A 20,476-nucleotide genomic window follows, 5' to 3' on the forward strand; every position below is an offset into this window, starting at 1 on the left:
TTTATTTTCTATACAGTACAAAGTAATTCTTAAATAAATACCATAAAAAAATGCGTCCTATAGACGCATTTTTTATTGATATCGCAGATATTATTTTAATCGTAGCGAGAGGGGGGCACGATCCCCCGACCTCTGGGTTATGAATCCAACGCTCTAACCAGCTGAGCTACCTCGCCAAATAGATGCTACATTAATAATAAATGCGGGTGCAAATATAAAAACAAAATACAATGTCACAAACAATAATGTGGAATTAATTTTTTTTTCAATGTCCTTTTAAAGTCGACAATTAATCTATATATTGGCTTATCAACAATTAATGATATGTCTGAAAAAACAAAATATGAACTTGAGTTTGTAGTTCAATCTTCACCACAACTATTATATCAATATATTTCTACTCCCTCAGGGCTTTCTGAGTGGTTTGCCGATAATGTAAATTCTAGAGGAGAGTTGTTTACTTTTATATGGGATGATTCTGAAGAAGAAGCAAAACTCTTGAGTAAAAAAAGTGGAGAACGTATAAAATTTAGATGGGTAGAGGATGAGGATAATGGTAATGATTATTTCTTCGAATTACGTATTCAGGTAGATGAGATAACAAAAGATGTCTCACTTATGGTTACTGATTATTCTGATGACGATGAAATAGACGAAAATAAGATGCTTTGGGATAATATGATTAGCAATCTTAAACACGTACTCGGTTCGGCTTAATTTTTTCTTTTTTTAATATCAATTTTATTCCCCCATACCATTAAAAGTGTATGGGACTTTTTTTATGGTTAATGTTAATGGAAATTTGCTTGAAGATAATATAGCAAGTATTACGATTACCAATAGAGGATATACATACGGAGATGCTTTATTCGAAACGATAAGGGTTAATTCTGGGAAACTATTATTTTGGGAGGACCATTATTTTAGATTAATGGCTTCTATGCGCATTCTAAGAATGCAAATCCCAATGCAGTTTACTCCAGAATTTTTAGAAAAAGAAATTCTGGATCTAATTGCAAAGAATCACGGATTGGATACCTCTATACGGGTAAAGATCATGGTCAATAGGGTTTCGGGAGGGTTATATACTCCTCTTTCTAATGAGGTTGAGTATGTAATATCTACATCTCAATTAGATACTCCATTTTATACAATTTCTGAAAATAAATGTGAGGTAACTCTTTTTAAAGACCATTATGTAGCACCAGATTTACTGTCTACTCTAAAATCAAATAATAAACTAGTTAATATTTTAGGAAGTATTTTTGCTAAAGAAAATGGTTTCGATAATTGTATTGTTTTAAATTCTAATAAAATGGTTATCGAGGCTTTAAACGGAAATATTTTTTTGATCAAAGGGAATACTATAAAAACACCTCCCGTTGCCGATGGATGCCTAAAAGGAGTACTTAGAACGCAATTATTAAGAATTCTCGAAAAATTACCAGAATTTGAAGTACAAGAAGATTCAATTTCTCCGTTCGAGTTACAAAAAGCTGATGAATTGTTTGTTACCAATGTGATTAGTGGTATTCAACCTATTACCAAATTCAGAAAAAAAGAGTATAATACTGCGATAAGCAGAAGGCTATTAGGAATATTAAATACCAGGATTAGATTAGCCGATTAATTGTAGGTGGGGTTTTCTGGCGCATTAGACCAGAGTAAATAATCACCTCCAAGTTCTATCATTTTTTCTTTCCAGAAGGTATTATATGATTTACCGAAGATATTTTTTTTATAGTTGTTTTCAACAATTACCCATGAATTGGCTTCTAGCTCTTGATTAAGCTGTTCTGAGTCCCAACCAGAATACCCTAAGAAAAACCGAATCTCGTTAGATGTGATTCTATCTTCAGCAATCAATTTGGACACAATTGTAAAATCTCCTCCCCAATAGATACCACCAGAAATTTCTACACTGTTTGGGATTAAATCAGGTACTTTATGAATAAAATAGAGATTATCTTGTTCTACAGGACCCCCATTATATATTTTAAAATCAGCTTCTACATCGGGTACAAGATCAGCCAGAGAATATTCTAAAGGTTTATTCATTATAAAACCAATGGATCCTTGCTCACTATGGTCTGCAAGAAGAACCACAGAACGATTAAATGATACATCCCCTATAATGGAAGGCTCGGCAACTAACAGGTGTCCTTTTGAGGGTTGAAGTGATATCATACGATGGTTTTCTTTATCTTAAAGCTAAATAATTATTTCTAATAATCAAAGTAGTTGATCCATTTTTGTGGTAAAACCATAAAAAAAGCTCCCAATGTGGGAGCTTTTAAATAATATCGAAAACGGACTGATTAGTTTACTGAACTAGATAAGTCAGCACCAGCCTTAAACTTCACAACGTTTTTAGCAGCGATTTTGATAGTTTTTCCAGTTTGTGGATTTCTACCTTCTCTTGCAGCTCTTCTAGAAACTGACCAAGATCCAAAACCTACTAAAGAAACACGTCCCCCTTTTTTAAGAGTTCCTTCAACGTTTCCTAAAAAAGATTCTAAGGCTTTTTTAGCCGCTGCTTTAGTGATTCCAGCGTCAGCTGCCATTGCATCGATTAATTCTGTTTTGTTCATAATTCTGTTTTTAAATTAATTGTTGGTTAAACCAATCTTTATGTTAAACGCTTTACAAATTTATACGGATTTATGATTCATGCAAGGATTAGCCCAGTAAATACAGGCATTTGTTGATAACTCAGGGGGATTGTTAATAAACAACGGTCTTTTTTATCAATTTTTAAACCCTAGTAACACTGGTATTTCAGCTCATTTTTGCGTCTCTGTAAAAAACATACCCATTTAGTAGGGCTTTAGAGTCCATAGCCTTTTTTCCAGGAAGCTGAAGTTTTTCGATAATCATATATCCATTTTTTACTGCTACTTTAATCGTAGAGTCCTCAATAATTACTTTACCGATATCAAAATTATGGGGTTCCTCTACAAGTTTAGCCGAATAAATCTTTATATGTTCGCTATTGCCCTTATTGTATAATTCACACCAGGCAGCTGGATAAGGGCTTAAGCCTCTAATAAGATTATTAATAGTACGAATATCTTTTTCCCAATTGATTTTGGTGTTCTCACGATTTAGTTTGTAAGCTGTTTTAAAACTGGTATCCTTAGGTTGAGGTTGTACCTCTACAGTATCGTTTTCGATTGCTTTTATAGTTTGTACAACTAATTCAGCTCCTTCGGTCATTAATGTATCATGCAAGATTCCTGCCGTGTCATCATCATTAATGGGAACCTCTTTTTGTAAGATAATATGTCCTGTATCTATTTTTTCGTCGATAAAAAATGTTGTAATTCCTGTTTTTTGTTCTCCATTGATAACTGCCCAGTTTATAGGGGCGGCACCTCGATAAGCAGGGAGCAAAGATGCATGTAAATTAAAAGTACCATATTCTGGCATATCCCAAACTACTTTAGGCAACATTCTAAAGGCTACTACTATATTAAGATTTGCACGTAGAGATTTTAATTCTTCAATAAAATGCTCGTCTTTTAGGTTGGTAGGTTGTAGTACCCTAAGATTTTTAGATAAAGCATATTCTTTCACTGCAGATGCTTTAAGCTTTCTGCCTCGGCCCGCAGGTTTATCTGGAGCGGTAATAACACCAACTACCGTATAGTCGTTTTCAATTATTGCTTTTAGGGTTTCGACGGCAAAATCCGGAGTTCCCATAAATAGAATTCGTAAGTCTCTCATTATTTTTGTACTAATTGATAGTTGTTGTCGTGATTGATTGTTATGAGTTGATGTTCATTCATCTCGCGTAACACTTCTAATGTGATTTTTTCGGGGTACTCTAACTTAGAAATCAAATCCCTTGAAGATAATTTTTTTTCTTGTAAAAGCCTGATAATATCTCCCTGAATTTTACTCAGATCTATTGTGTCCTTATTTCGGTTCTTACTAGTACAAAAACTACAAATACTACAATCACTACTATCTTGTTCTCCAAAATAGGCGAGTAGTAGCTTACTTTTGCATATTGTAGTATTGTCTATAAATTGTAGTATGGCTTCTACCTTTTTAATTTTAGAGCGGTTTTGTTCTATTAGATGATGTTTTATACTGTTTATAGTATGGTCATCTTCTCTGGGAATCAAGAAAATAATTTCGGCATCAAAAGTTTTATGATTAAATTCTAGTAATTCTGAGTCTTGCAATTTATGTAGCACTTGTACTATTTCGGCTTCTGGTATTCCGATTTTAGAAGATATTACCGGAAGATTTATGCTCACTTCTTCATCAAAAATACCACCATAGGTTCTAAGTATAGCCTTGACCACTAACTCGTATTGTGTATTGCTTTTTAAAAACTCTAATAGATGATTTCCTGTTACCAGGATATGTACAGTGCTTTTTTTAGTAAACCGTTGCATAAACCTGATGACGCCACAACGATCTAAAAATTGTATGGTATTATAGGTAATTAAGGTGTTTAGCTCATAGGTTTTACAGAACGCATTAAAGTTAAAGTCATGAGAAGTTTGTTCTCCTTCTCCATAGGATATCTGAAAGTAGTTACATAGCTTACGGTACACCAATTTGGTCCCCTCTACACTGGGTAATACTTTTATAAATTGATTGTTTAATCGGGTATTGTCGTTCTGATTTTTCAAAAGAAATGCAAATGATGGTTTTCCATCTCTTCCTGCTCTTCCTGCTTCCTGAAAATAACTTTCTATACTTTCGGGTACATTATAATGGATCACAGTGCGCACATTGGGTTTGTCGATGCCCATGCCAAATGCATTAGTAGCCACCATTACCCTAATTTCTTCATTCATCCATTGTTCGAATCGTTTTGTTTTGTCTTTAGCATCTACACCGCCATGATAGAAGGCGGCAGTAATGGCATTGGCATTAAGAAAGTCACTGAGTTCTATAGCGGCTCTTCTGTTTCTAACATATACAATTGATGTACCAGGGTATTTCTCTAGAATCTGCGTGAGTTTGTAGTTTTTATCGACTGCATTTACTACCATGTATCCTAAGTTAGCTCTAAAAAAAGATTGCCTGTATACTTGTGGTTGAAAAAGATCTAATTCGGTAATAATATCGTCAACAACTTTTGTTGTTGCCGATGCTGTTAAGGCGATCATGGGTACCGTTGGATGTAATTCTCTTAGAATGTTAATCTTTTTATAGGAGGGTCTAAAATCATTTCCCCATTGTGAAATACAATGTGCTTCATCTACAGCGATAAGATTGATATTCATTTGTTTTAATCGCTCTTTTACAATATCCTGCTGAAGGCGTTCTGGAGAAAGATATAAGAATTTATAATTCCCATAAATGCAATTATCAAGTAATGTGTCTAATTCTGAATAGGGTATTCCGCTGGGTAGCGCTATGGCTTTTATATCCTTTTGCTGAAGTTGCTGCACCTGGTCCTGCATTAAAGCAATTAAAGGCGAAATTACAATGCAGATGCCTTCTTTTAGTAATGCGGGAACCTGAAAACAAATTGATTTTCCTCCTCCAGTCGGTAATAAAGCAAAAGTATCCCTTGCATCTACAACCGAATTGATAATCTCTTCCTGTAAAGGCTTGAAACTATCATATTTCCAATGCTTTTCTAATATTTGGAGAGCAGATTCTACCAATCTATTTTATGTTTTTAAGAATGAAATCGTTACGTTCTGATACAGTCCCAAAAGGAACCTCAATGCAATTATATCCCAATTTACGATAGGTTTCTACTAAATGATGATGAATCTCTTCTGCTTGTTCAAAACTTTCGAAACGCTCTTCATCAGAAACATAGATTTCCTTCCAGGGGGGTAATATAAAAATATGATCATAAACATGTTTCTTACATTCATTTATAAAATGATGTTCATAGGATTGTTTAAAATAATCCATATAGGCAAGCACATCCGGGATACCTCTATCGTAAAACAAGACATCATTCTGTTGGGATAAAGCATCATTAAACTGTTGCACTCTTGCATTCAGGATTTTTGTATTGAACTCATAGGGATCAGAAACCGATACTATTGGATTTGAAACCATAGAATGAGATCCATTATTTTTTTTTGCTTCTTGAGTCATGGTTCGTATAACTTCATGAAAACAATAGAATTTAGATTCTTCGAGCTTTACGATAACAGAGGTCTTGCCTGTTCCAGGCGCTCCGGTAATTACGATTCTTTTCTTTATCAAAGGAATAATTTTGGTGCAAATTTCGGAATTATAAAAGGAATTAAAAAATACTATTAATAGAAGTATAAAGCTCTGTTAAAGTTGGATTTGTAAAAGTGAATTTTTAGTAACTTCAATAACGAATGACCAATAATTGCTTTATTTAGACTAGTTAAACACAAATCAAAAACTAAAACTCATGCCGGTATACAATTTAAAAATAAATGGCCAGTCTCATGATATTGAGGCAGATCAAGACACTCCCTTATTGTGGGTACTTAGAGATCACTTAAATATGGTGGGTACAAAATTTGGCTGCGGTATAGGTCAATGTGGCGCATGCACCATTCATGTAGATGGATCTGCTACCAGAAGCTGCTTGCTTCAGGTTTCTATGGTAGGAGATATGGAGATTATTACCATTGAAGGAATTTCTGAAGATGCATCTCATCCTGTGCAACAAGCCTGGAAAGAGGTAGATGTTCCCCAATGTGGATATTGCCAAGCCGGGCAAATCATGTCGGCTACCGCATTTCTAAACCAAAATGCAAAACCGAGTAAATCTGAGATCAGAGATGCGATGAGTGGTAATATTTGCAGATGCGCATCGTACAATAGAATCGAAAAAGCGGTAGAAGTTGCTGCGAGTAAAATGAGCTAACCCTTTTAAATCTTCACATAATGAAAAATATAGTATCGCCTTCCTTTAGTAGAAGGTCTTTTATAAGAACATCGGCTTTAGCCGGTGGTGGAATGTTAATTGGGTTTAATCTGTTTCAAGCTTGTAAGCCTGAAGCAGCACCTCCTGTGGATATTTCTAAACTGAACTTTAATGATTTTAACGCTTTTATTAAAATAGCAGATAACGGTATGGTGACTATTTACTCACCAAATCCCGAAATAGGCCAAGGGGTCAAAACATCGATGCCGATGCTTATTGCAGAGGAGTTAGACATCGCCTGGGAAAATGTTCATGTTGTACAAGGGGCTTTGGATACCGAAAATTTTACGCGACAAGTAGCAGGAGGAAGCCAGTCTATTCGACATGGTTGGGAACCTTTGCGACAAACGGGAGCCACAGCTAGACAAATGCTTGTTAATGCAGCGGCGGCCAAATGGGGAGTAGACCCTTCAGAATGTAAAACAAATAATGGTGTCATTACTAATGCAAAAGGTGAAAAATTAGGATATGGCGATGTGGTAAAAGAAGCCGCAGCTCTTAAAGTACCCGAAAATGTTACCTTAAAAGACCCTAAAGATTTTAAAATTATTGGGTCTGATGCCAGTAATGTAGATATTGATGAGATCATTACCGGAAAACCACTTTTTGGGCTTGATTATAAGGAAGATAATATGCTAATAGCTTCGGTACTTAGACCGCCAGCATTTGGTAAAAAACTAGAGAGTGTTGATGATGCTGCGGCAAAAGCTATTTCTGGAATACACGATGTAATTAAGTTTGGAGATAAAGTAGCCGTTTTGGCCAAAGATACCTGGACCGCAATGAAAGGTAAAAAAGCACTTAATGCCAACTGGACTTCTGATGCTAAATTAGAAAATACCGAAGAACATGATAAAATACTGACTGATCTTCTTAATGGCAAAGAATTTAAAACCCTTCGAGCCGATGGAGATGTAAAAAAGGCGTTTGCAGGAGCAGATCAGGTAATAGAAAGAACATATGATTCACCTTTCTTGCCACACAATTGCATGGAGCCTATGAATTTCTTTGCTGATGTAACTGCCGAGAAAGTTAGACTGGTGGGACCTATACAAACTCCGCAACGTACGGCAAGTAGAGTTGCCGAATTACTAGAAAGAGATGTAAAAGATGTTTCGGTAGAGATGACCAGAATGGGAGGTGGTTTTGGTAGACGTTTATATGGTGATTTTGCATTAGAAGCGGCCGAAATATCCAATTTGGCAAAAAAACCGGTAAAAGTAGTGTATTCTAGAGAGGATGATATGTCTGCAGGGATATATCGACCATCGATAAAATATAAAATTAGTGCATCAATCAAAGACGGACAAATCACAGGATATCACCTTAAAGAAGCTTCCGTAAATTCGAACATGTATGGATTAATCCCTAACTTTTTTCCTGCCGGAGCTATCGAAAACTACCAGGTAGATGCTGCGGCTTATGATAGTAAAATAACGACCGGGGCTTGGCGAGCGCCATATACTAACTTTTTATCATTTGCAGAACAAAGTTTCTTTGATGAATTAGCAGAAATTCTTGAAATTGATCGTATTAAGCTTCGTTTAGATTTACTCCAAAAAGTAAAGGGTACCACAGATGAAAGAATCCAATACTCACCCGAACGATTAGAGGGAGTGATCAATATGGCTGTTGAAAAATCTGGATGGGGCAATGCCAAAGAAGGAGTTTATCAAGGTTTTAGTGCTTACTATTGTCATAATACGCATGTAGCCGAAGTAGCCGATGTCGTCTTAGAAAATGATATTCCCGTGGTAAAGAAAGTGACTTGTGTGGTTGATTGCGGAATCGTAGTCAATCCATTAGGAGCAAAAAATCAAATAGAAGGAGGTGTCATTGACGGTGTAGGCCATGCGATGTACGGTGATTTTTCATTTAAAAATGGAGAACCAGTAGATAAAAACTTTGATACATATCGTTTGATACGAATTAATGAAACTCCGGTGGTAGAAACACATTTTATCGAGAGTGACGTTGCTCCTACAGGACTAGGAGAACCTACTTTACCACCAGCTGGAGCAGCGGTAGCTAATGCAATCAAAGCGGCAAAAGGTATTCGATTATACAAACAACCTTTTATAAAGCATATGAAAGCTAAAGCTCCTATTGGATAAAAGTATTTATGACACACGAATTTAAAGAAATTATAGAATCCTATACTATAGCCAGGCAGCAGGGTATACCTGCTGTTATGGCCACCGTTGTTGATGTAGAAGGTTCTTCATATCGAAGACCTGGTGTAGGGATGCTTATTCTTCAAAACGGAATAACAAAAGGAGCGGTTAGTGGTGGCTGTGTTGAAAAGGAAGTATTCAGGCAATCACAATCTGTCTTTACAACAGGGATTCCAAAAATTATGACCTATGACGGGAAATATCGTTTGGGTTGCGAAGGGGTACTGTATATCCTGATCGAAACCTTTGATATTAATGAAGATGTTATTTCCGCAATTAAACAACAATTAGCCTCTAGAAAACCATTCGAAATTACATCTTTCTATCACAAAACAGATCAGGATTGTAACGAAATGGGTTCTGTTGTTCGGTTTAATGGAGGTCGGGAATTTGCTTTTTCTGATACTCTAGATTTAAAAAGAAAACCCTGTGATAGTACTTCACAAAGTTTTAAAAGAGAAATGCAACCTTGTTTTCGACTGATTATTATAGGAACAGAGCATGATGCAGGAAATTTATGTCAATTGGCCTCGGCTACAGGATGGGAAATTGAGATCATAGGTTCTCCTAAGAACCCTAAACGACTAGAAGAATTTCCTGGAGCCAATAAAGTAGTTAATAGCGCTCCAGAAAATTTAAGACTGGATCATGTTGATGATCAAACGGCAGTAGTTTTAATGACACATAATTTTGCAAAGGACCTATTATATCTACAAGCCATCAAAGATCTTAAACCTGTTTATATTGGCTTACTTGGGCCTGCACGGCGTCGAGAGAAGTTACTTTCTGCATTCATAGAGTATTACCCAGAGGTAACTGATGAGTTTATGGATTCGATTCATGGACCTGCTGGTTTAAACTTGGGAGCAGAGACTCCGCAAGAGATTGCAATTTCTATAATCGCAGAAATTTTATCGGTATGTAGAGGTCAAAATCCAATACCATTACAAGAAAAAGACGGAGCGATTCACGATGACCCAAAAAGGAAAAGTATTGATGTCTTCTCTTCAGGAACCTAAAATAGCTCAGATTATCCTTGCGGCCGGTGCATCAAGTAGAATGGGTGAACCCAAACAGCTATTACCCTGGCATGGTACTACGTTGATTGGTCACGCGATAAAAGAAGCGTTACAAGTAGAAACTTCTTCTGTTTTTGTGGTTTTAGGAGCATATTACGATTTGATTTATAAAGAGGTATGTAATTTTCCGGTTACAATTTTAGAACATCCTAATTGGAAAATGGGAATGGGATCATCAATTCGTTTTGGGGTTAAAACAGCAACACAAGACAAATTGACATTTGATGCTGTACTAATCTCATTAATTGACCAACCTTTGATTGATGCTGTGCATCTCGAGGCTTTGATTTCTAAATATAATGCGAACCCAGAAAGTATAGTAGCTACAGATCTAGGTGGAAGAACTGGGGCGCCAGCAATTTTTCCTGCAAGCTGCTTTGATGAATTATCGATGTTGAAATCTGATTATGGAGCTCGGTATATTATTGAAAAACATAAAGACAAAACAAAGGTTGTTACTGCTTCTGGTAAAGGTGTTGATCTAGACACTAAGAAGGAATACCAGGCCCTAGTGCAAGGTAAATTTCCTTCTTAAAATGGGTCGAAAAAGTGTTTGTAAGTTAACTTCGGTTTTATAAATCATAACCCGTATCTTTGGCTTGAAATTTGCTTGTTAAAGAATATGAATAACCCTGAAGAATTTTATAAGAAATTAAAAGAGCAATTGGCTGACACAGCACTTTGGCCCACTGCATATTTGTATAAATTTATTGTACCTACAGATACGACCAGAATTATACAAATTGAAACCATATTTGATAACCTGGGAGCGGTAATTAGTACTAAGAAATCTAAAAATGGTAAGTACACAAGTGTATCTATCAATGTACGTATGAAAAATCCGGATCACGTGATTCTTAAATATAAAGAAGTTGCCACTAAGGTCGAAGGTGTTATTTCACTCTAAACAAAGCGTGTTTTTATAGTAGACCGTTGCTATGGTTTATGAATAAAATTACCGGAGTACAATAACTTACTTATTTTATTTTAGTATTTTGCGAAACGAATTATTTTTATGAAGAAAGCGTAATAAATACTTCACTTTTTTATTTATACATATTTTATGGAAATTGATAATTTAGAATATAATACTGAGCGCGAAATGCTCATCATACCCGAATATGGTCGTCATTTACAGAAAATGATAAACCATGCTGTAGCTATTGAAAATCGCGAAGAGCGGAACAAAGTTGCTAAAGCTATAATTGCTGTAATGGGTAATCTGCAGCCGCATTTACGTGATGTGCCCGAGTTTCAACATAAGTTGTGGGATCAACTATTTATTATTAGTGATTTTAAGTTAGACGTAGATACACCGTTTCCGGTTTTGACTAAAGAAAAACTACAAGAACGACCAGAGCCATTAAAATACCCTCAAAACTTTCCTAAATATCGTTTTTACGGAAATAATATCAAGAGAATGATTGATGTGGCCAATAGTTGGGAAGATGGTGATTTAAAAACTGCTCTTACATATACCATTGCGAATCATATGAAAAAATGCTACCTGAACTGGAATAAAGACACAGTAGAGGATAGTGCGATTTTTAATCATCTTTATGAGCTAAGTGATGGTAAAATCAACCTGAAGGGAAGTAGTGAAGATCTTACAGATTCTTCGAATTTGCTAAGAGGTAAAAAGAAAAAGCATACAAGTAGCAATACCAGCGGTAGCAAAAAGAACTACAGAAGTCGCGGTAAAAAACGTTACTAGATCTTAACCAACTACGAATTACTAACCACTAATTATTAAGATTAAATGGGTACTTTTCAAATAGAAGGAGGGCACCAGCTCAAAGGGGAAATTACACCTCAAGGAGCTAAAAATGAAGCTTTACAGATTCTTTGTGCTGTTTTATTAACTCCAGATGAAGTAACAATTTCTAATATACCAGACATTCGTGATGTCAATAAATTAATTGAAATCCTTAAAAATTTAGGAGTAAAAATCCAGAAACTTGAAAAAGGAAAGTATTCTTTTAAAAGCGATGAACTGAACTTAAAATATCTCGAAAGCGAGCAGTTTAAGAAAGAAGGAAGTGGTTTAAGAGGATCCATCATGATCGTAGGACCATTATTGGCTCGTTTTGGGAAAGGGTATATCCCACGCCCAGGAGGGGATAAGATTGGGAGAAGACGTTTAGACACTCATTTTGAGGGGTTTATTAGCCTTGGAGCAAAATTTAGATATAATAAAGAAGAGCGCTTTTATGGTGTTGAAGCTCCCCAGGGATTGAAAGGCACTTATATGCTGCTTGATGAAGCCTCGGTAACAGGTACAGCCAATATTGTAATGGCTGCCGTATTGGCAAAAGGTACCACCACTATATATAATGCCGCTTGTGAACCTTATTTGCAGCAATTATGTAAGATGCTCAACTCAATGGGAGCAAAAATCACAGGAGTTGGCTCAAATTTATTGACAATTGAAGGGGTAGAGGCTTTAGGAGGTTGTGAACACCGAATATTACCAGATATGATTGAAATTGGATCATGGATTGGACTGGCAGCAATGACTAAGAGCGAAATAACGATCAAAAATGTTAGTTGGGAAAACTTAGGCATAATACCAAATACCTTTAGAAAACTAGGAATTACGTTAGAGCGAGTTGGAGATGATATATATATTCCAGCACATAAAGATGGATACCAAATAGAGAGTTATATAGATGGGTCATTTATGACGATAGCAGATGCACCCTGGCCGGGATTTACTCCAGATTTATTAAGTATAGTATTGGTTATAGCTACACAGGCTAGAGGAGAAGTGATGGTGCATCAAAAAATGTTTGAAAGTCGTTTGTTTTTTGTTGATAAGCTTATAGATATGGGAGCAAAAATTATATTATGTGACCCACATAGAGCAACAATTATCGGACATGACTTTACATCTACATTAAAAGCTACCACTATGGTGTCTCCAGATATTAGAGCAGGAATTTCTCTATTGATAGCTGCTTTGAGTGCCAAAGGTACATCTACCATACACAATATAGAACAGATAGATCGTGGTTACGAAAATATTGATGAGCGTCTTAGAGCTATTGGAGCCAAAATTATTCGAAAAGAGTAAACTACCTCGAGGCAAGCCTCGGAGCATTTAAATCTCGATTATCGAGTAAAATTTGCTTAGATGCAAGAAAAAATGCCTTTCTAGAATTAATTCTAGAAAGGCATTTTTTTATATCCAGTAATGAATTCCTCTTATAAATTTGACGTTTTTATAATGATTAATGCACGTTTTCCAAACCTATATACCAGAGATTAAAGAAACATAAAACGAACTGTATTAATATCATTGTAAACATGCAGAATTTAAGTGTCAAGATATTGACTAACAGTTGTTTGTCAATATATCGGGATATCTATTTTTTTTAATTTATACTCAAACCTACTACTTTTAGAAAATAATTAGTGAAATAATTCTTTTCTAGTTACCCCAGTATTAACCGCTGATTGTTCAGCATAAAAGAAAAGATCGATGATTGCAACCCCAGTTATTCAAAAAGAGATTGAGCATTTACGAACTAAACTTCTCAATCACAAAGTGTACAGATCTATTAATTCTATTGAAGATTTGCAAAAATTTTTAGAACATCATGTGTTTGCCGTATGGGATTTTATGTCCTTGTTAAAAGCATTGCAAAAAGAGTTAACTTGTGTGTCGGTTCCCTGGACACCCAAAGGAAATCCATCAATCCGAAAACTAATTAACGAAATTGTAATGGATGAAGAAACCGATCAGGATAAGAATGGGCATCCCGCAAGCCATTTTGAACTGTACCTTAAGGCCATGGAAGAGTGTCAGGCAGATACTACACAGGTACGACACTTGATTGATCTTTTGCATCAAGGATTTGATATAAAAACCTCGCTCATACAGCTTAACTTACCAGCATCAGTAAAAGAATTTGTGTTTTATACTTTTTCTGTAATAGAAACGAATGAAGCCCATAAAATTGCAGCAGCATTTACGTTTGGTAGAGAAGATCTGATACCTGAAATGTTCAATGCATTGGTGAAGGATTTAAACAGTAAGTTTCCAAGAAAGCTAAACAAGTTAATATATTATTTAGATAGACATATAGAATTGGATGCAGATGTTCATGGTCCACTGGCTATGAGAATGATTGAAGAATTATGTGGTCATGATATTAATAAGTGGACGGATTGCATGGAAATTAGCAAAAAGGCATTAGAGAAGCGGTTGAACTTGTGGGATGGTATTTTGGAAGCTATAGAAAGTAATGAATTACATTTTAATATAGGAGGACTATAAATTATGATAAGTTATCTGGATTGAAATGCAATACGTAAGGTCCATATATTTTTTGAATCACAGCCCTTATTTTGCCTTTGATTGCTTATGGTTAGTTCTCTAGCTGTAATTTTTTCAAACCAGATAACTTTTTATGATGACATTTTGATTACCATGGATACTATCATCATTGTTAGACTTGAAATAGTATATCATTAAGAACCTTTCTGTCGTTTGTAGATTGTGACAGTTAACCATTGTATGGATAACCAATTCAATTGGTTGACTTCCTTTACTGGGAGAAGGTGTTCTTTTACACTAAATTAGTATTGTTATAAGCGTACAAATCACTTTTTCTATTTCCTGCATCATCAGGGTTTGTTTGATTTCAATCGTTTCCATAATATAGTATGGTTGAAGATCCTTCAGTACTTCTTCTATTACCTTTCCAGTTACCTATATTGTTTTAAAAGAAGGACATGTGTTCCATTTTGTCCTAAAGACAGTATTGTTTTAATGGAAGAGAGTATTTTAATTCTTATGGTAAGGAATAGTAAAATAAAAGGTGGACCCTTTGTCTTTTTTGCTTTTAACCCATATATCACCATCTAACATTTCTGTATATGCCTTAGCAATTGATAATCCAATACCTGCGCCTTCTAATGCATATCGATCTCCTATATCTGCCTGTACAAATCTATCAAAAATAGCTTCTTGACGATTTTTTGGGATTCCCATTCCGGTGTCTTTTACATAAAATTGTAAGAACCCGTCTTTATGTACATACCCAAATTCAATATTCCCTTCCTTTGTATACTTAATAGCATTTTTGACCAAATTAGTGAGTACTGCATTAAATTTTTCTTTATCTGTATTGATAATAGCTTCTTCTCTAGTCAAACCGTTATGTAATTCTAGTGTTATTCCTTTTTTATCTGTTTCGGTTTTAAAGAAGTTATAAAGATATTCGGTTTGCTCATTAATATTTACTTCACTAACAAAAACTTTTACCTGACCTGATTCGATTTTAGAGATATCAATAATGTCTTTGATAATATTAAGCATACGGTCACCACTTTCTTTAATAAGGTCCAAGTAGAGTTGTTGTTCATCTCCAGTAAGTCTGGGTTCTTTTAATAATTCTGCTAAACCTAATATCCCATTCATAGGTGTGCGGATCTCATGGCTCATATTAGCTAGAAAAGCAGACTTTAGGCGATCACTTTCCTCGGCTTTTTCTTTTAATCGATTGAGTTCTTGTTCATACAGTTTAATGTCAGTAATGTCAGTAATAGTACCTACATAACCAATAACCTGCTGCTTATCATTATATTCCGGAATAGCCTGGCCCAATACCCATGTAATAGAACCATCGGGTTTTAAGAATCTGTATTCGGCATCAGAATCTTTTTTTTCACTAGCATCGTCATACCAGCCTTGTTTTAATTTTTTCCTATCTTCAGGATGTACAGCATTTAACCAACCGTCATTAAGTGCTTCTTCTTGAGACAACCCAGATATAGTGCACCATTTTGGATTTACAAATGTAGTTTTACCATCTGCACGAGTCATAAAAATACCTACAGGAACCAGATTAGTAAGCGTATGGTACCTGCTCTCGGTAAGCTGTATAGCTTTTTCGGCAACTTCGAATTTCTGCTTATAGGTAAGAGAATGGTAAACGTCTTTGAAAGTTAAATAATTGGTGTGATAGGTTTCTTTTTCAAAATATTTTAGATAAACCGTAAAAAGTATGCTAAAGAAGAAAGCCATAAAGATTTTTGAGATTAATCCAGAATAAAGTATTCGGGGGATATTTTCAAAATACCAAAAGGAACCAAGAGAGAAACAAATGGCATCAAAACTTAAAACTAAAACCATGGTAATCAGTATTCTGAAAAATAAATTCGAAATGTATTTTGAAATAAACTCAAAGATGAAAATAATCAATATAGAATCTATGAAAAGAATACCTGTGCCAACAAAAAGAACAAAAACATTGGTGTAAAAGAATTCGGTAGAGATATCAAAGGGGTTATAACTATATGCTCCTTCGATATTTAAGCGAAAAGAAAGTAGTAAAAAACATAATACGATGTTAGCAATTACCAATGCATAAATTAGTTTTCTTGCAGTAATAGCATCCTCTTTAATATAGATTAGAAGCACAGCGAACATAGTTGCCGAGAATAAGATAGAAGAACCAGGAGAGACCACAAGGTATTCAGAAATTTCAAAATAAAGTGTGCTGGCCAAAAAAACCTGTATAAACTGAAATAAACCTAATACCGTAAATAATAAACCCAAGCCCATTATAGTTCGCATGCGAAATAATAGTAGTATTAATGATGCAACGACAAGCCCTTGAAAAATGAAAATTGATATTTGATAAAAGTTAATTGTATCCATAAAAATCCAATACTACATTGGATAGGTTGTTTTAGACTTTTTTAGAAATCTGCGGGTATAAGTTTTTATTTGCCTTTGGTGCCCTTAAAGCTACGAACAATAGTTAAATATTTATTGTGGTAAAACCGTAATTTTTACGTACTTGTGTTAATATTTAATTCGTGTAGAATAGAATTTTCAATTTGCATTAGTTTTTAGACCAATGGTTTACTTTTGTTAATAGTAAAATATTTTGTTCTTTCGCTAAAAATACGAATCAAACCTTGGAAGACTTAAAGAAAACAATACGATCCTTCACTCATGTTAGTGACTCAGATATGGAGTTTGGGCTCCAGTTTTTTAAGAAGGAGATTTTTAAGAAAGGAGCATTTTTGCTGAAACCTGACCAGTTTATAAATGATTTTTATTTCGTCAAGCAAGGATGTGTTTCTTATTATACGGTAGAAAATGGTACCATTAGGGTCATGGAGTTTTTTACTGAAGGTTATTTTTTTACAGATTTGTATGCTTATATACAAGAAATCCCATCAGAATCATATCTAGAAGCAACCGAGGATTCTGTGGTATATTCTATTTCAAAAATAGATCAACAAAAGGTATTTGATCATTCGCATCAGTTAGAACGTTTCGGTCGTTTATCTATGCAAAGGACATTCGTTATAAATTTTCAACGTATTAATCAACTTAGAAACCTTTCTAATCAAGAACGTTACTTGCAATTGCTAGAAAAACGTCCGTCTCTCTTTCAAAGGGTTCCTCAATATTTAATTGCTTCTTATTTAGGACTAACTCCCGTCGGACTCTCTAAAATCCGAAAACGACTAAGTGAAAAGCGTTGAAATAATCATTTCTAATAATTTCCCACATACTTCTTATGGTTTGTCATTATATAAAAGTTAAGAGTATCAAAAATTTGATATTTATTAAACTAGTTTAATAAGAATCTATCAAATATTTACGTACTTTATTGTGTTATTTTTACTTAACGTCAAAAAACTTCACATAATGGCCAAAGAATATATAGATTTAGAGACGCTAAAATACCTTTTATATGATGTACATCAGTTAGAAGAAGTATTACAAAATGATCGTTTTGAAGATCATGATAAGGAATCATTAGACATGTTTTTAGACTCTGTTAAAGAGTTTTCTGATAGAGAGTTGTTTCCTTATATCAAAGAAATGGATGAGCAACCTGCATATCATAAAGATGGCAAAGTAATCGTGCATAAACAGGTTGAGGTTATGATGAAAAAAGGAGGTGAAATGGGACTTATTTCCGGTACTTTTGATTATGATGCTGGAGGGCTACAATTGCCTATGATGATGTATACGGCATCTGCATTTATCCAAGATGCAGCCAATAACCACTTACCGGGATATGCAGGACTTACATTAGGAGCAGCAGAACTAATTGTGCATTTTGGAAATAAAGATCTTAATGACACCTATGTTCCTAATATGCTTTCTGGACAATGGGGAGGTACGATGTGTCTTACCGAGCCACAAGCTGGAAGTTCATTGTCTGATGTAGTAACCAAAGCAGTACCTACAAAGGATGGTTATTATAAAGTTTCTGGTCAAAAAATATTTATCTCAGGTGGGGATCACCAATATGCAGATAATTTTGTGCATTTGGTATTAGCACGTATTGAAGGAGCTTCTGCCGGGACTAAAGGGATTTCATTATTAGTGGTTCCAAAAAACCGCCCTGATGGGAAAGGAGGATTAGTTTCAAATGATGTAACCACAGTCGCAGATTTTCAAAAATTAGGACAGCGAGGATATTGCACCACACATCTTGGATTTGGAGATGCAGATGATTGTCATGGATGGCTGGTTGGTGAAGCTCATCAAGGCCTCAAATATATGTTCTTAATGATGAATGGAGCTCGTATTGCCGTTGGTCGAGGAGCTGCAGCAATTGCAACCGCAGCATATCAGGCATCTTTGCAATATGCAAAAGAACGTCCGCAAGGAAGAAAATTAACCAGTGCAGGAAAGAAAAACCCAGAACAAGGGCAAACATTAATTATAAATCATCCCGATGTGCGTCGAATGCTTTTACTTCAAAAAGTAGTAGCCGAAGGTTCATTGAGTTTAGTGCTTCTTGCTTCAAGATATTTAGATCTTAAAGATACATTGCAGGATAAGGCCGAAAAAGAAAAATACGCATTGTTACTCGAATTGATCATTCCTATGGTAAAAACGTATCCTTCAGAAATGGGAGCAGAAGCTGTTTCTAACGGAGTGCAAGTACTTGGGGGCTATGGTTTCTGTTCAGATTTTATATTACAACAATACCTTAGAGATATCCGTATTTTTCCAATTTATGAAGGTACTACCGGGATCCAATCACAAGACCTACTTGGTAGAAAATTATTAATGGAAAATGGAAAAGCCTTAGAGTTGCTTACTGCAGAAATAATGCAAACCATTCAAAATGCATCCAAATATGATGACCTGCGAGGATATGCCACTAAACTTGGCGAAAAACTACAACTAGCACAAAAAGTAATCGGTTTCTTAGTGGGTTTTGCTCAAAAAGGAGATTACGAACGTTTCCTATCTGATGCAACACCATTTATGGAGTTCTTTAGTACAATCACATTGTCATGGGTATGGTTAGATATTGCATCACATGCAAAAAATGCTCTGGTAACCGGGCAAAAGAATTATTCTGAAGATTTCTATGAAAGTAAAATCCATGCCATGAAATTCTTTTTCAAGTATGAATTGCCTAAAACCAACGGACTAGCAGAAATTTTATTGGACGAAGAAGTACTTACCATAGCAGGAGAAAAAGAGCTCTTTAATTAATAATAGTAATAAATCACTGACCAATACATGAATAGTATTAAACAATCCTTCAATCTAGAAGGAAGAGTAGCCATTATCACTGGCTCCAGTAAAGGAATAGGAAAGGCTATAGCTCAAGGTTTAGCCGAACACGGTGCCAAAGTTGTTATCAGTAGCAGGAGTCAAGAAGCTGTTGATGAAGTTGTAGCCGAATTTAAAAAAGCTGGACTCGAAGCTGTTGGAATAGCTTGCCATATCGGAAAAGAAGACCAAAGAAAAAATCTTATAGAAAAAACCATAGCGCATTATGGAGGGATTGATATTTTAGTAAATAATGCAGCCATTAATCCCATTTACGGACCTATTGAAGATGCCGAAGAAGGCGTTTTTGATAAAATTATGGATATTAATGTTAAAGCGCCCTGGATGCTTTCTAACCTTGCTTTACCTTCAATGAAAGAACGAGGAAATGGAAGTATTATTAATATAGCCTCTGTAGAAGCATTGCACCCCGGAGCTGGATTAGGATTATACAGTACTAGTAAAGCAGCATTATTGATGCTTACCAAAAATCAGGCTAAAGAATGGGGTAAATACGGTATTCGTGCTAATGTATTATGTCCTGGATTAATCAAAACAAAGTTTAGTGCAGCACTTTGGCAAAATGAACAATTGCTTAAGAAAATTGAAAAAACATTACCTACAGCCAGAATGGGAATGCCAGAAGAAATGGCAGGAATGGTGTGTCTATTGGCATCTGATGCCGGAGCTTATATGACCGGTAGTGTTTATAATGCTGATGGTGGATATATGATTGCCGGTTAATTCACATTTATGTTATTCCGCTTATGCGGAAATCTTTAAT

General features: G+C 35.2%; 19 protein-coding genes and 1 tRNA gene. 13 read left to right on the top strand and 7 right to left on the bottom strand.

Going from position 1 to position 20,476, the window contains the following annotated elements; translation table 11 throughout:
* Window positions 1–102: 102 nt before the first annotated feature.
* Window positions 103–176: transfer RNA gene (locus ABW637_RS14460), tRNA-Met, on the bottom strand.
* 148 nt (window positions 177–324) lie between these two features.
* Between ABW637_RS14460 and ABW637_RS14465 the strand changes: the two genes are divergently transcribed.
* Together ABW637_RS14465 and ABW637_RS14470 are read left to right on the top strand one after the other, a co-directional pair.
* A complete protein-coding gene (locus tag ABW637_RS14465; protein WP_367585424.1) occupies window positions 325–717 on the top strand; it encodes an START-like domain-containing protein in 393 nt (130 codons plus the stop codon).
* Between the two features lie 64 nt (window positions 718–781).
* Window positions 782–1,630 carry an aminotransferase class IV gene (locus tag ABW637_RS14470; RefSeq protein WP_445012727.1) on the top strand — a complete coding sequence of 283 codons (849 nt, stop codon included), beginning with the start codon at window positions 782–784 and terminating at the stop codon, window positions 1,628–1,630.
* Here ABW637_RS14470 and ABW637_RS14475 read toward each other — a convergent pair.
* From ABW637_RS14475 to ABW637_RS14495, 5 genes are all read right to left on the bottom strand, one after another.
* Complete coding sequence (locus ABW637_RS14475; protein ID WP_367585426.1) at window positions 1,627–2,187, bottom strand: YqgE/AlgH family protein; 561 nt, start codon at window positions 2,185–2,187, stop codon at window positions 1,627–1,629. The genes ABW637_RS14470 and ABW637_RS14475 overlap by 4 nt on opposite strands.
* Window positions 2,188–2,318: 131 nt before the next feature.
* Window positions 2,319–2,591: an HU family DNA-binding protein gene (locus ABW637_RS14480; RefSeq protein ID WP_024769076.1), complete on the bottom strand. Its 273-nt coding sequence runs from the start codon at window positions 2,589–2,591 to the stop codon at window positions 2,319–2,321.
* Between the two features lie 187 nt (window positions 2,592–2,778).
* Window positions 2,779–3,726, bottom strand: a complete 948-nt coding sequence (gene fmt / locus ABW637_RS14485; RefSeq protein ID WP_367585427.1) for a methionyl-tRNA formyltransferase — start codon at window positions 3,724–3,726, stop codon at window positions 2,779–2,781.
* On the bottom strand, window positions 3,726–5,633 hold the full coding sequence (locus ABW637_RS14490) for a RecQ family ATP-dependent DNA helicase (protein WP_367585428.1): 1,908 nt from the start codon (window positions 5,631–5,633) through the stop codon (window positions 3,726–3,728). The genes fmt and ABW637_RS14490 overlap by 1 nt, the downstream gene beginning before the upstream one ends.
* Before the next feature lies 1 nt (window position 5,634).
* The gene (locus ABW637_RS14495) at window positions 5,635–6,192 is read right to left on the bottom strand and encodes an AAA family ATPase (RefSeq protein ID WP_367585429.1); all 558 of its coding nucleotides are present in this window, start codon (window positions 6,190–6,192) and stop codon (window positions 5,635–5,637) included.
* Window positions 6,193–6,370: 178 nt separating this feature from the next.
* Here ABW637_RS14495 and ABW637_RS14500 point away from each other — a divergent pair, with 178 nt between their 5' ends.
* From ABW637_RS14500 to ABW637_RS14535, 8 genes are all read left to right on the top strand, one after another.
* Window positions 6,371–6,832: a (2Fe-2S)-binding protein gene (locus ABW637_RS14500; RefSeq protein ID WP_367585430.1), complete on the top strand. Its 462-nt coding sequence runs from the start codon at window positions 6,371–6,373 to the stop codon at window positions 6,830–6,832.
* Window positions 6,833–6,852: 20 nt separating this feature from the next.
* Window positions 6,853–9,006 (top strand): xanthine dehydrogenase family protein molybdopterin-binding subunit, encoded by a 2,154-nt coding sequence (locus ABW637_RS14505; protein WP_367585431.1) that lies wholly within the window; start codon window positions 6,853–6,855, stop codon window positions 9,004–9,006.
* 8 nt (window positions 9,007–9,014) lie between these two features.
* Window positions 9,015–10,085, top strand: coding sequence for an XdhC family protein (locus ABW637_RS14510; RefSeq protein WP_367585432.1), 1,071 nt, complete (start codon window positions 9,015–9,017; stop codon window positions 10,083–10,085).
* Window positions 10,039–10,680 (top strand): nucleotidyltransferase family protein, encoded by a 642-nt coding sequence (locus ABW637_RS14515; protein WP_367585433.1) that lies wholly within the window; start codon window positions 10,039–10,041, stop codon window positions 10,678–10,680. The genes ABW637_RS14510 and ABW637_RS14515 overlap by 47 nt, the downstream gene beginning before the upstream one ends.
* A gap of 87 nt (window positions 10,681–10,767) precedes the next feature.
* Complete coding sequence (locus ABW637_RS14520) at window positions 10,768–11,052, top strand: DUF493 family protein (RefSeq protein WP_367585434.1); 285 nt, start codon at window positions 10,768–10,770, stop codon at window positions 11,050–11,052.
* 156 nt (window positions 11,053–11,208) lie between these two features.
* The gene (locus ABW637_RS14525; protein WP_367585435.1) at window positions 11,209–11,859 is read left to right on the top strand and encodes a DUF4290 domain-containing protein; all 651 of its coding nucleotides are present in this window, start codon (window positions 11,209–11,211) and stop codon (window positions 11,857–11,859) included.
* Window positions 11,860–11,904: 45 nt separating this feature from the next.
* Window positions 11,905–13,218, top strand: a complete 1,314-nt coding sequence (murA, locus tag ABW637_RS14530) for a UDP-N-acetylglucosamine 1-carboxyvinyltransferase (protein ID WP_367585436.1) — start codon at window positions 11,905–11,907, stop codon at window positions 13,216–13,218.
* A gap of 408 nt (window positions 13,219–13,626) precedes the next feature.
* Window positions 13,627–14,424, top strand: a complete 798-nt coding sequence (locus tag ABW637_RS14535) for a DUF3050 domain-containing protein (RefSeq protein WP_367585437.1) — start codon at window positions 13,627–13,629, stop codon at window positions 14,422–14,424.
* Between the two features lie 510 nt (window positions 14,425–14,934).
* Here ABW637_RS14535 and ABW637_RS14540 read toward each other — a convergent pair.
* Window positions 14,935–16,812 (bottom strand): PAS domain-containing sensor histidine kinase, encoded by a 1,878-nt coding sequence (locus ABW637_RS14540; protein ID WP_367585438.1) that lies wholly within the window; start codon window positions 16,810–16,812, stop codon window positions 14,935–14,937.
* Window positions 16,813–17,075: 263 nt separating this feature from the next.
* On the opposite strand from ABW637_RS14540, the gene ABW637_RS14545 reads away from it, so the two are divergent.
* The 3 genes from ABW637_RS14545 to ABW637_RS14555 all read left to right on the top strand — a co-directional run bounded on the left by ABW637_RS14545 (window position 17,076) and on the right by ABW637_RS14555 (window position 20,436).
* Window positions 17,076–17,651 carry a Crp/Fnr family transcriptional regulator gene (locus ABW637_RS14545; RefSeq protein ID WP_367585439.1) on the top strand — a complete coding sequence of 192 codons (576 nt, stop codon included), beginning with the start codon at window positions 17,076–17,078 and terminating at the stop codon, window positions 17,649–17,651.
* 166 nt (window positions 17,652–17,817) lie between these two features.
* Window positions 17,818–19,632: an acyl-CoA dehydrogenase family protein gene (locus ABW637_RS14550; RefSeq protein ID WP_367585440.1), complete on the top strand. Its 1,815-nt coding sequence runs from the start codon at window positions 17,818–17,820 to the stop codon at window positions 19,630–19,632.
* A gap of 27 nt (window positions 19,633–19,659) precedes the next feature.
* Window positions 19,660–20,436, top strand: a complete 777-nt coding sequence (locus ABW637_RS14555) for an SDR family NAD(P)-dependent oxidoreductase (protein ID WP_367585441.1) — start codon at window positions 19,660–19,662, stop codon at window positions 20,434–20,436.
* Window positions 20,437–20,476 lie beyond the last annotated feature (40 nt).

The sequence above is a fragment of the Aquimarina penaris genome, from assembly GCF_040786285.1.
Classification (GTDB): Bacteria; Bacteroidota; Bacteroidia; order Flavobacteriales; family Flavobacteriaceae; genus Aquimarina.

Excerpts from the sequence above, each read along its gene's own strand:
- ABW637_RS14510 (WP_367585432.1), top strand. The coding sequence starts at position 9,015 with ATGACACACGAATTTAAAGAAATTATAGAATCCTATACTATAGCCAGG.
- ABW637_RS14525 (WP_367585435.1), top strand. The coding sequence starts at position 11,209 with ATGGAAATTGATAATTTAGAATATAATACTGAGCGCGAAATGCTCATC.
- ABW637_RS14520 (WP_367585434.1), top strand. The coding sequence starts at position 10,768 with ATGAATAACCCTGAAGAATTTTATAAGAAATTAAAAGAGCAATTGGCT.
- ABW637_RS14500 (WP_367585430.1), top strand. The coding sequence starts at position 6,371 with ATGCCGGTATACAATTTAAAAATAAATGGCCAGTCTCATGATATTGAG.
- ABW637_RS14505 (WP_367585431.1), top strand. The coding sequence starts at position 6,853 with ATGAAAAATATAGTATCGCCTTCCTTTAGTAGAAGGTCTTTTATAAGA.
- ABW637_RS14535 (WP_367585437.1), top strand. The coding sequence starts at position 13,627 with ATGATTGCAACCCCAGTTATTCAAAAAGAGATTGAGCATTTACGAACT.
- ABW637_RS14480 (WP_024769076.1), bottom strand. The coding sequence starts at position 2,591 with ATGAACAAAACAGAATTAATCGATGCAATGGCAGCTGACGCTGGAATC.
- ABW637_RS14470 (WP_445012727.1), top strand. The coding sequence starts at position 782 with ATGGTTAATGTTAATGGAAATTTGCTTGAAGATAATATAGCAAGTATT.
- ABW637_RS14550 (WP_367585440.1), top strand. The coding sequence starts at position 17,818 with ATGGCCAAAGAATATATAGATTTAGAGACGCTAAAATACCTTTTATAT.
- ABW637_RS14515 (WP_367585433.1), top strand. The coding sequence starts at position 10,039 with ATGACCCAAAAAGGAAAAGTATTGATGTCTTCTCTTCAGGAACCTAAA.
- ABW637_RS14540 (WP_367585438.1), bottom strand. The coding sequence starts at position 16,812 with ATGGATACAATTAACTTTTATCAAATATCAATTTTCATTTTTCAAGGG.
- murA (WP_367585436.1), top strand. The coding sequence starts at position 11,905 with ATGGGTACTTTTCAAATAGAAGGAGGGCACCAGCTCAAAGGGGAAATT.
- ABW637_RS14465 (WP_367585424.1), top strand. The coding sequence starts at position 325 with ATGTCTGAAAAAACAAAATATGAACTTGAGTTTGTAGTTCAATCTTCA.
- fmt (WP_367585427.1), bottom strand. The coding sequence starts at position 3,726 with ATGAGAGACTTACGAATTCTATTTATGGGAACTCCGGATTTTGCCGTC.
- ABW637_RS14475 (WP_367585426.1), bottom strand. The coding sequence starts at position 2,187 with ATGATATCACTTCAACCCTCAAAAGGACACCTGTTAGTTGCCGAGCCT.
- ABW637_RS14555 (WP_367585441.1), top strand. The coding sequence starts at position 19,660 with ATGAATAGTATTAAACAATCCTTCAATCTAGAAGGAAGAGTAGCCATT.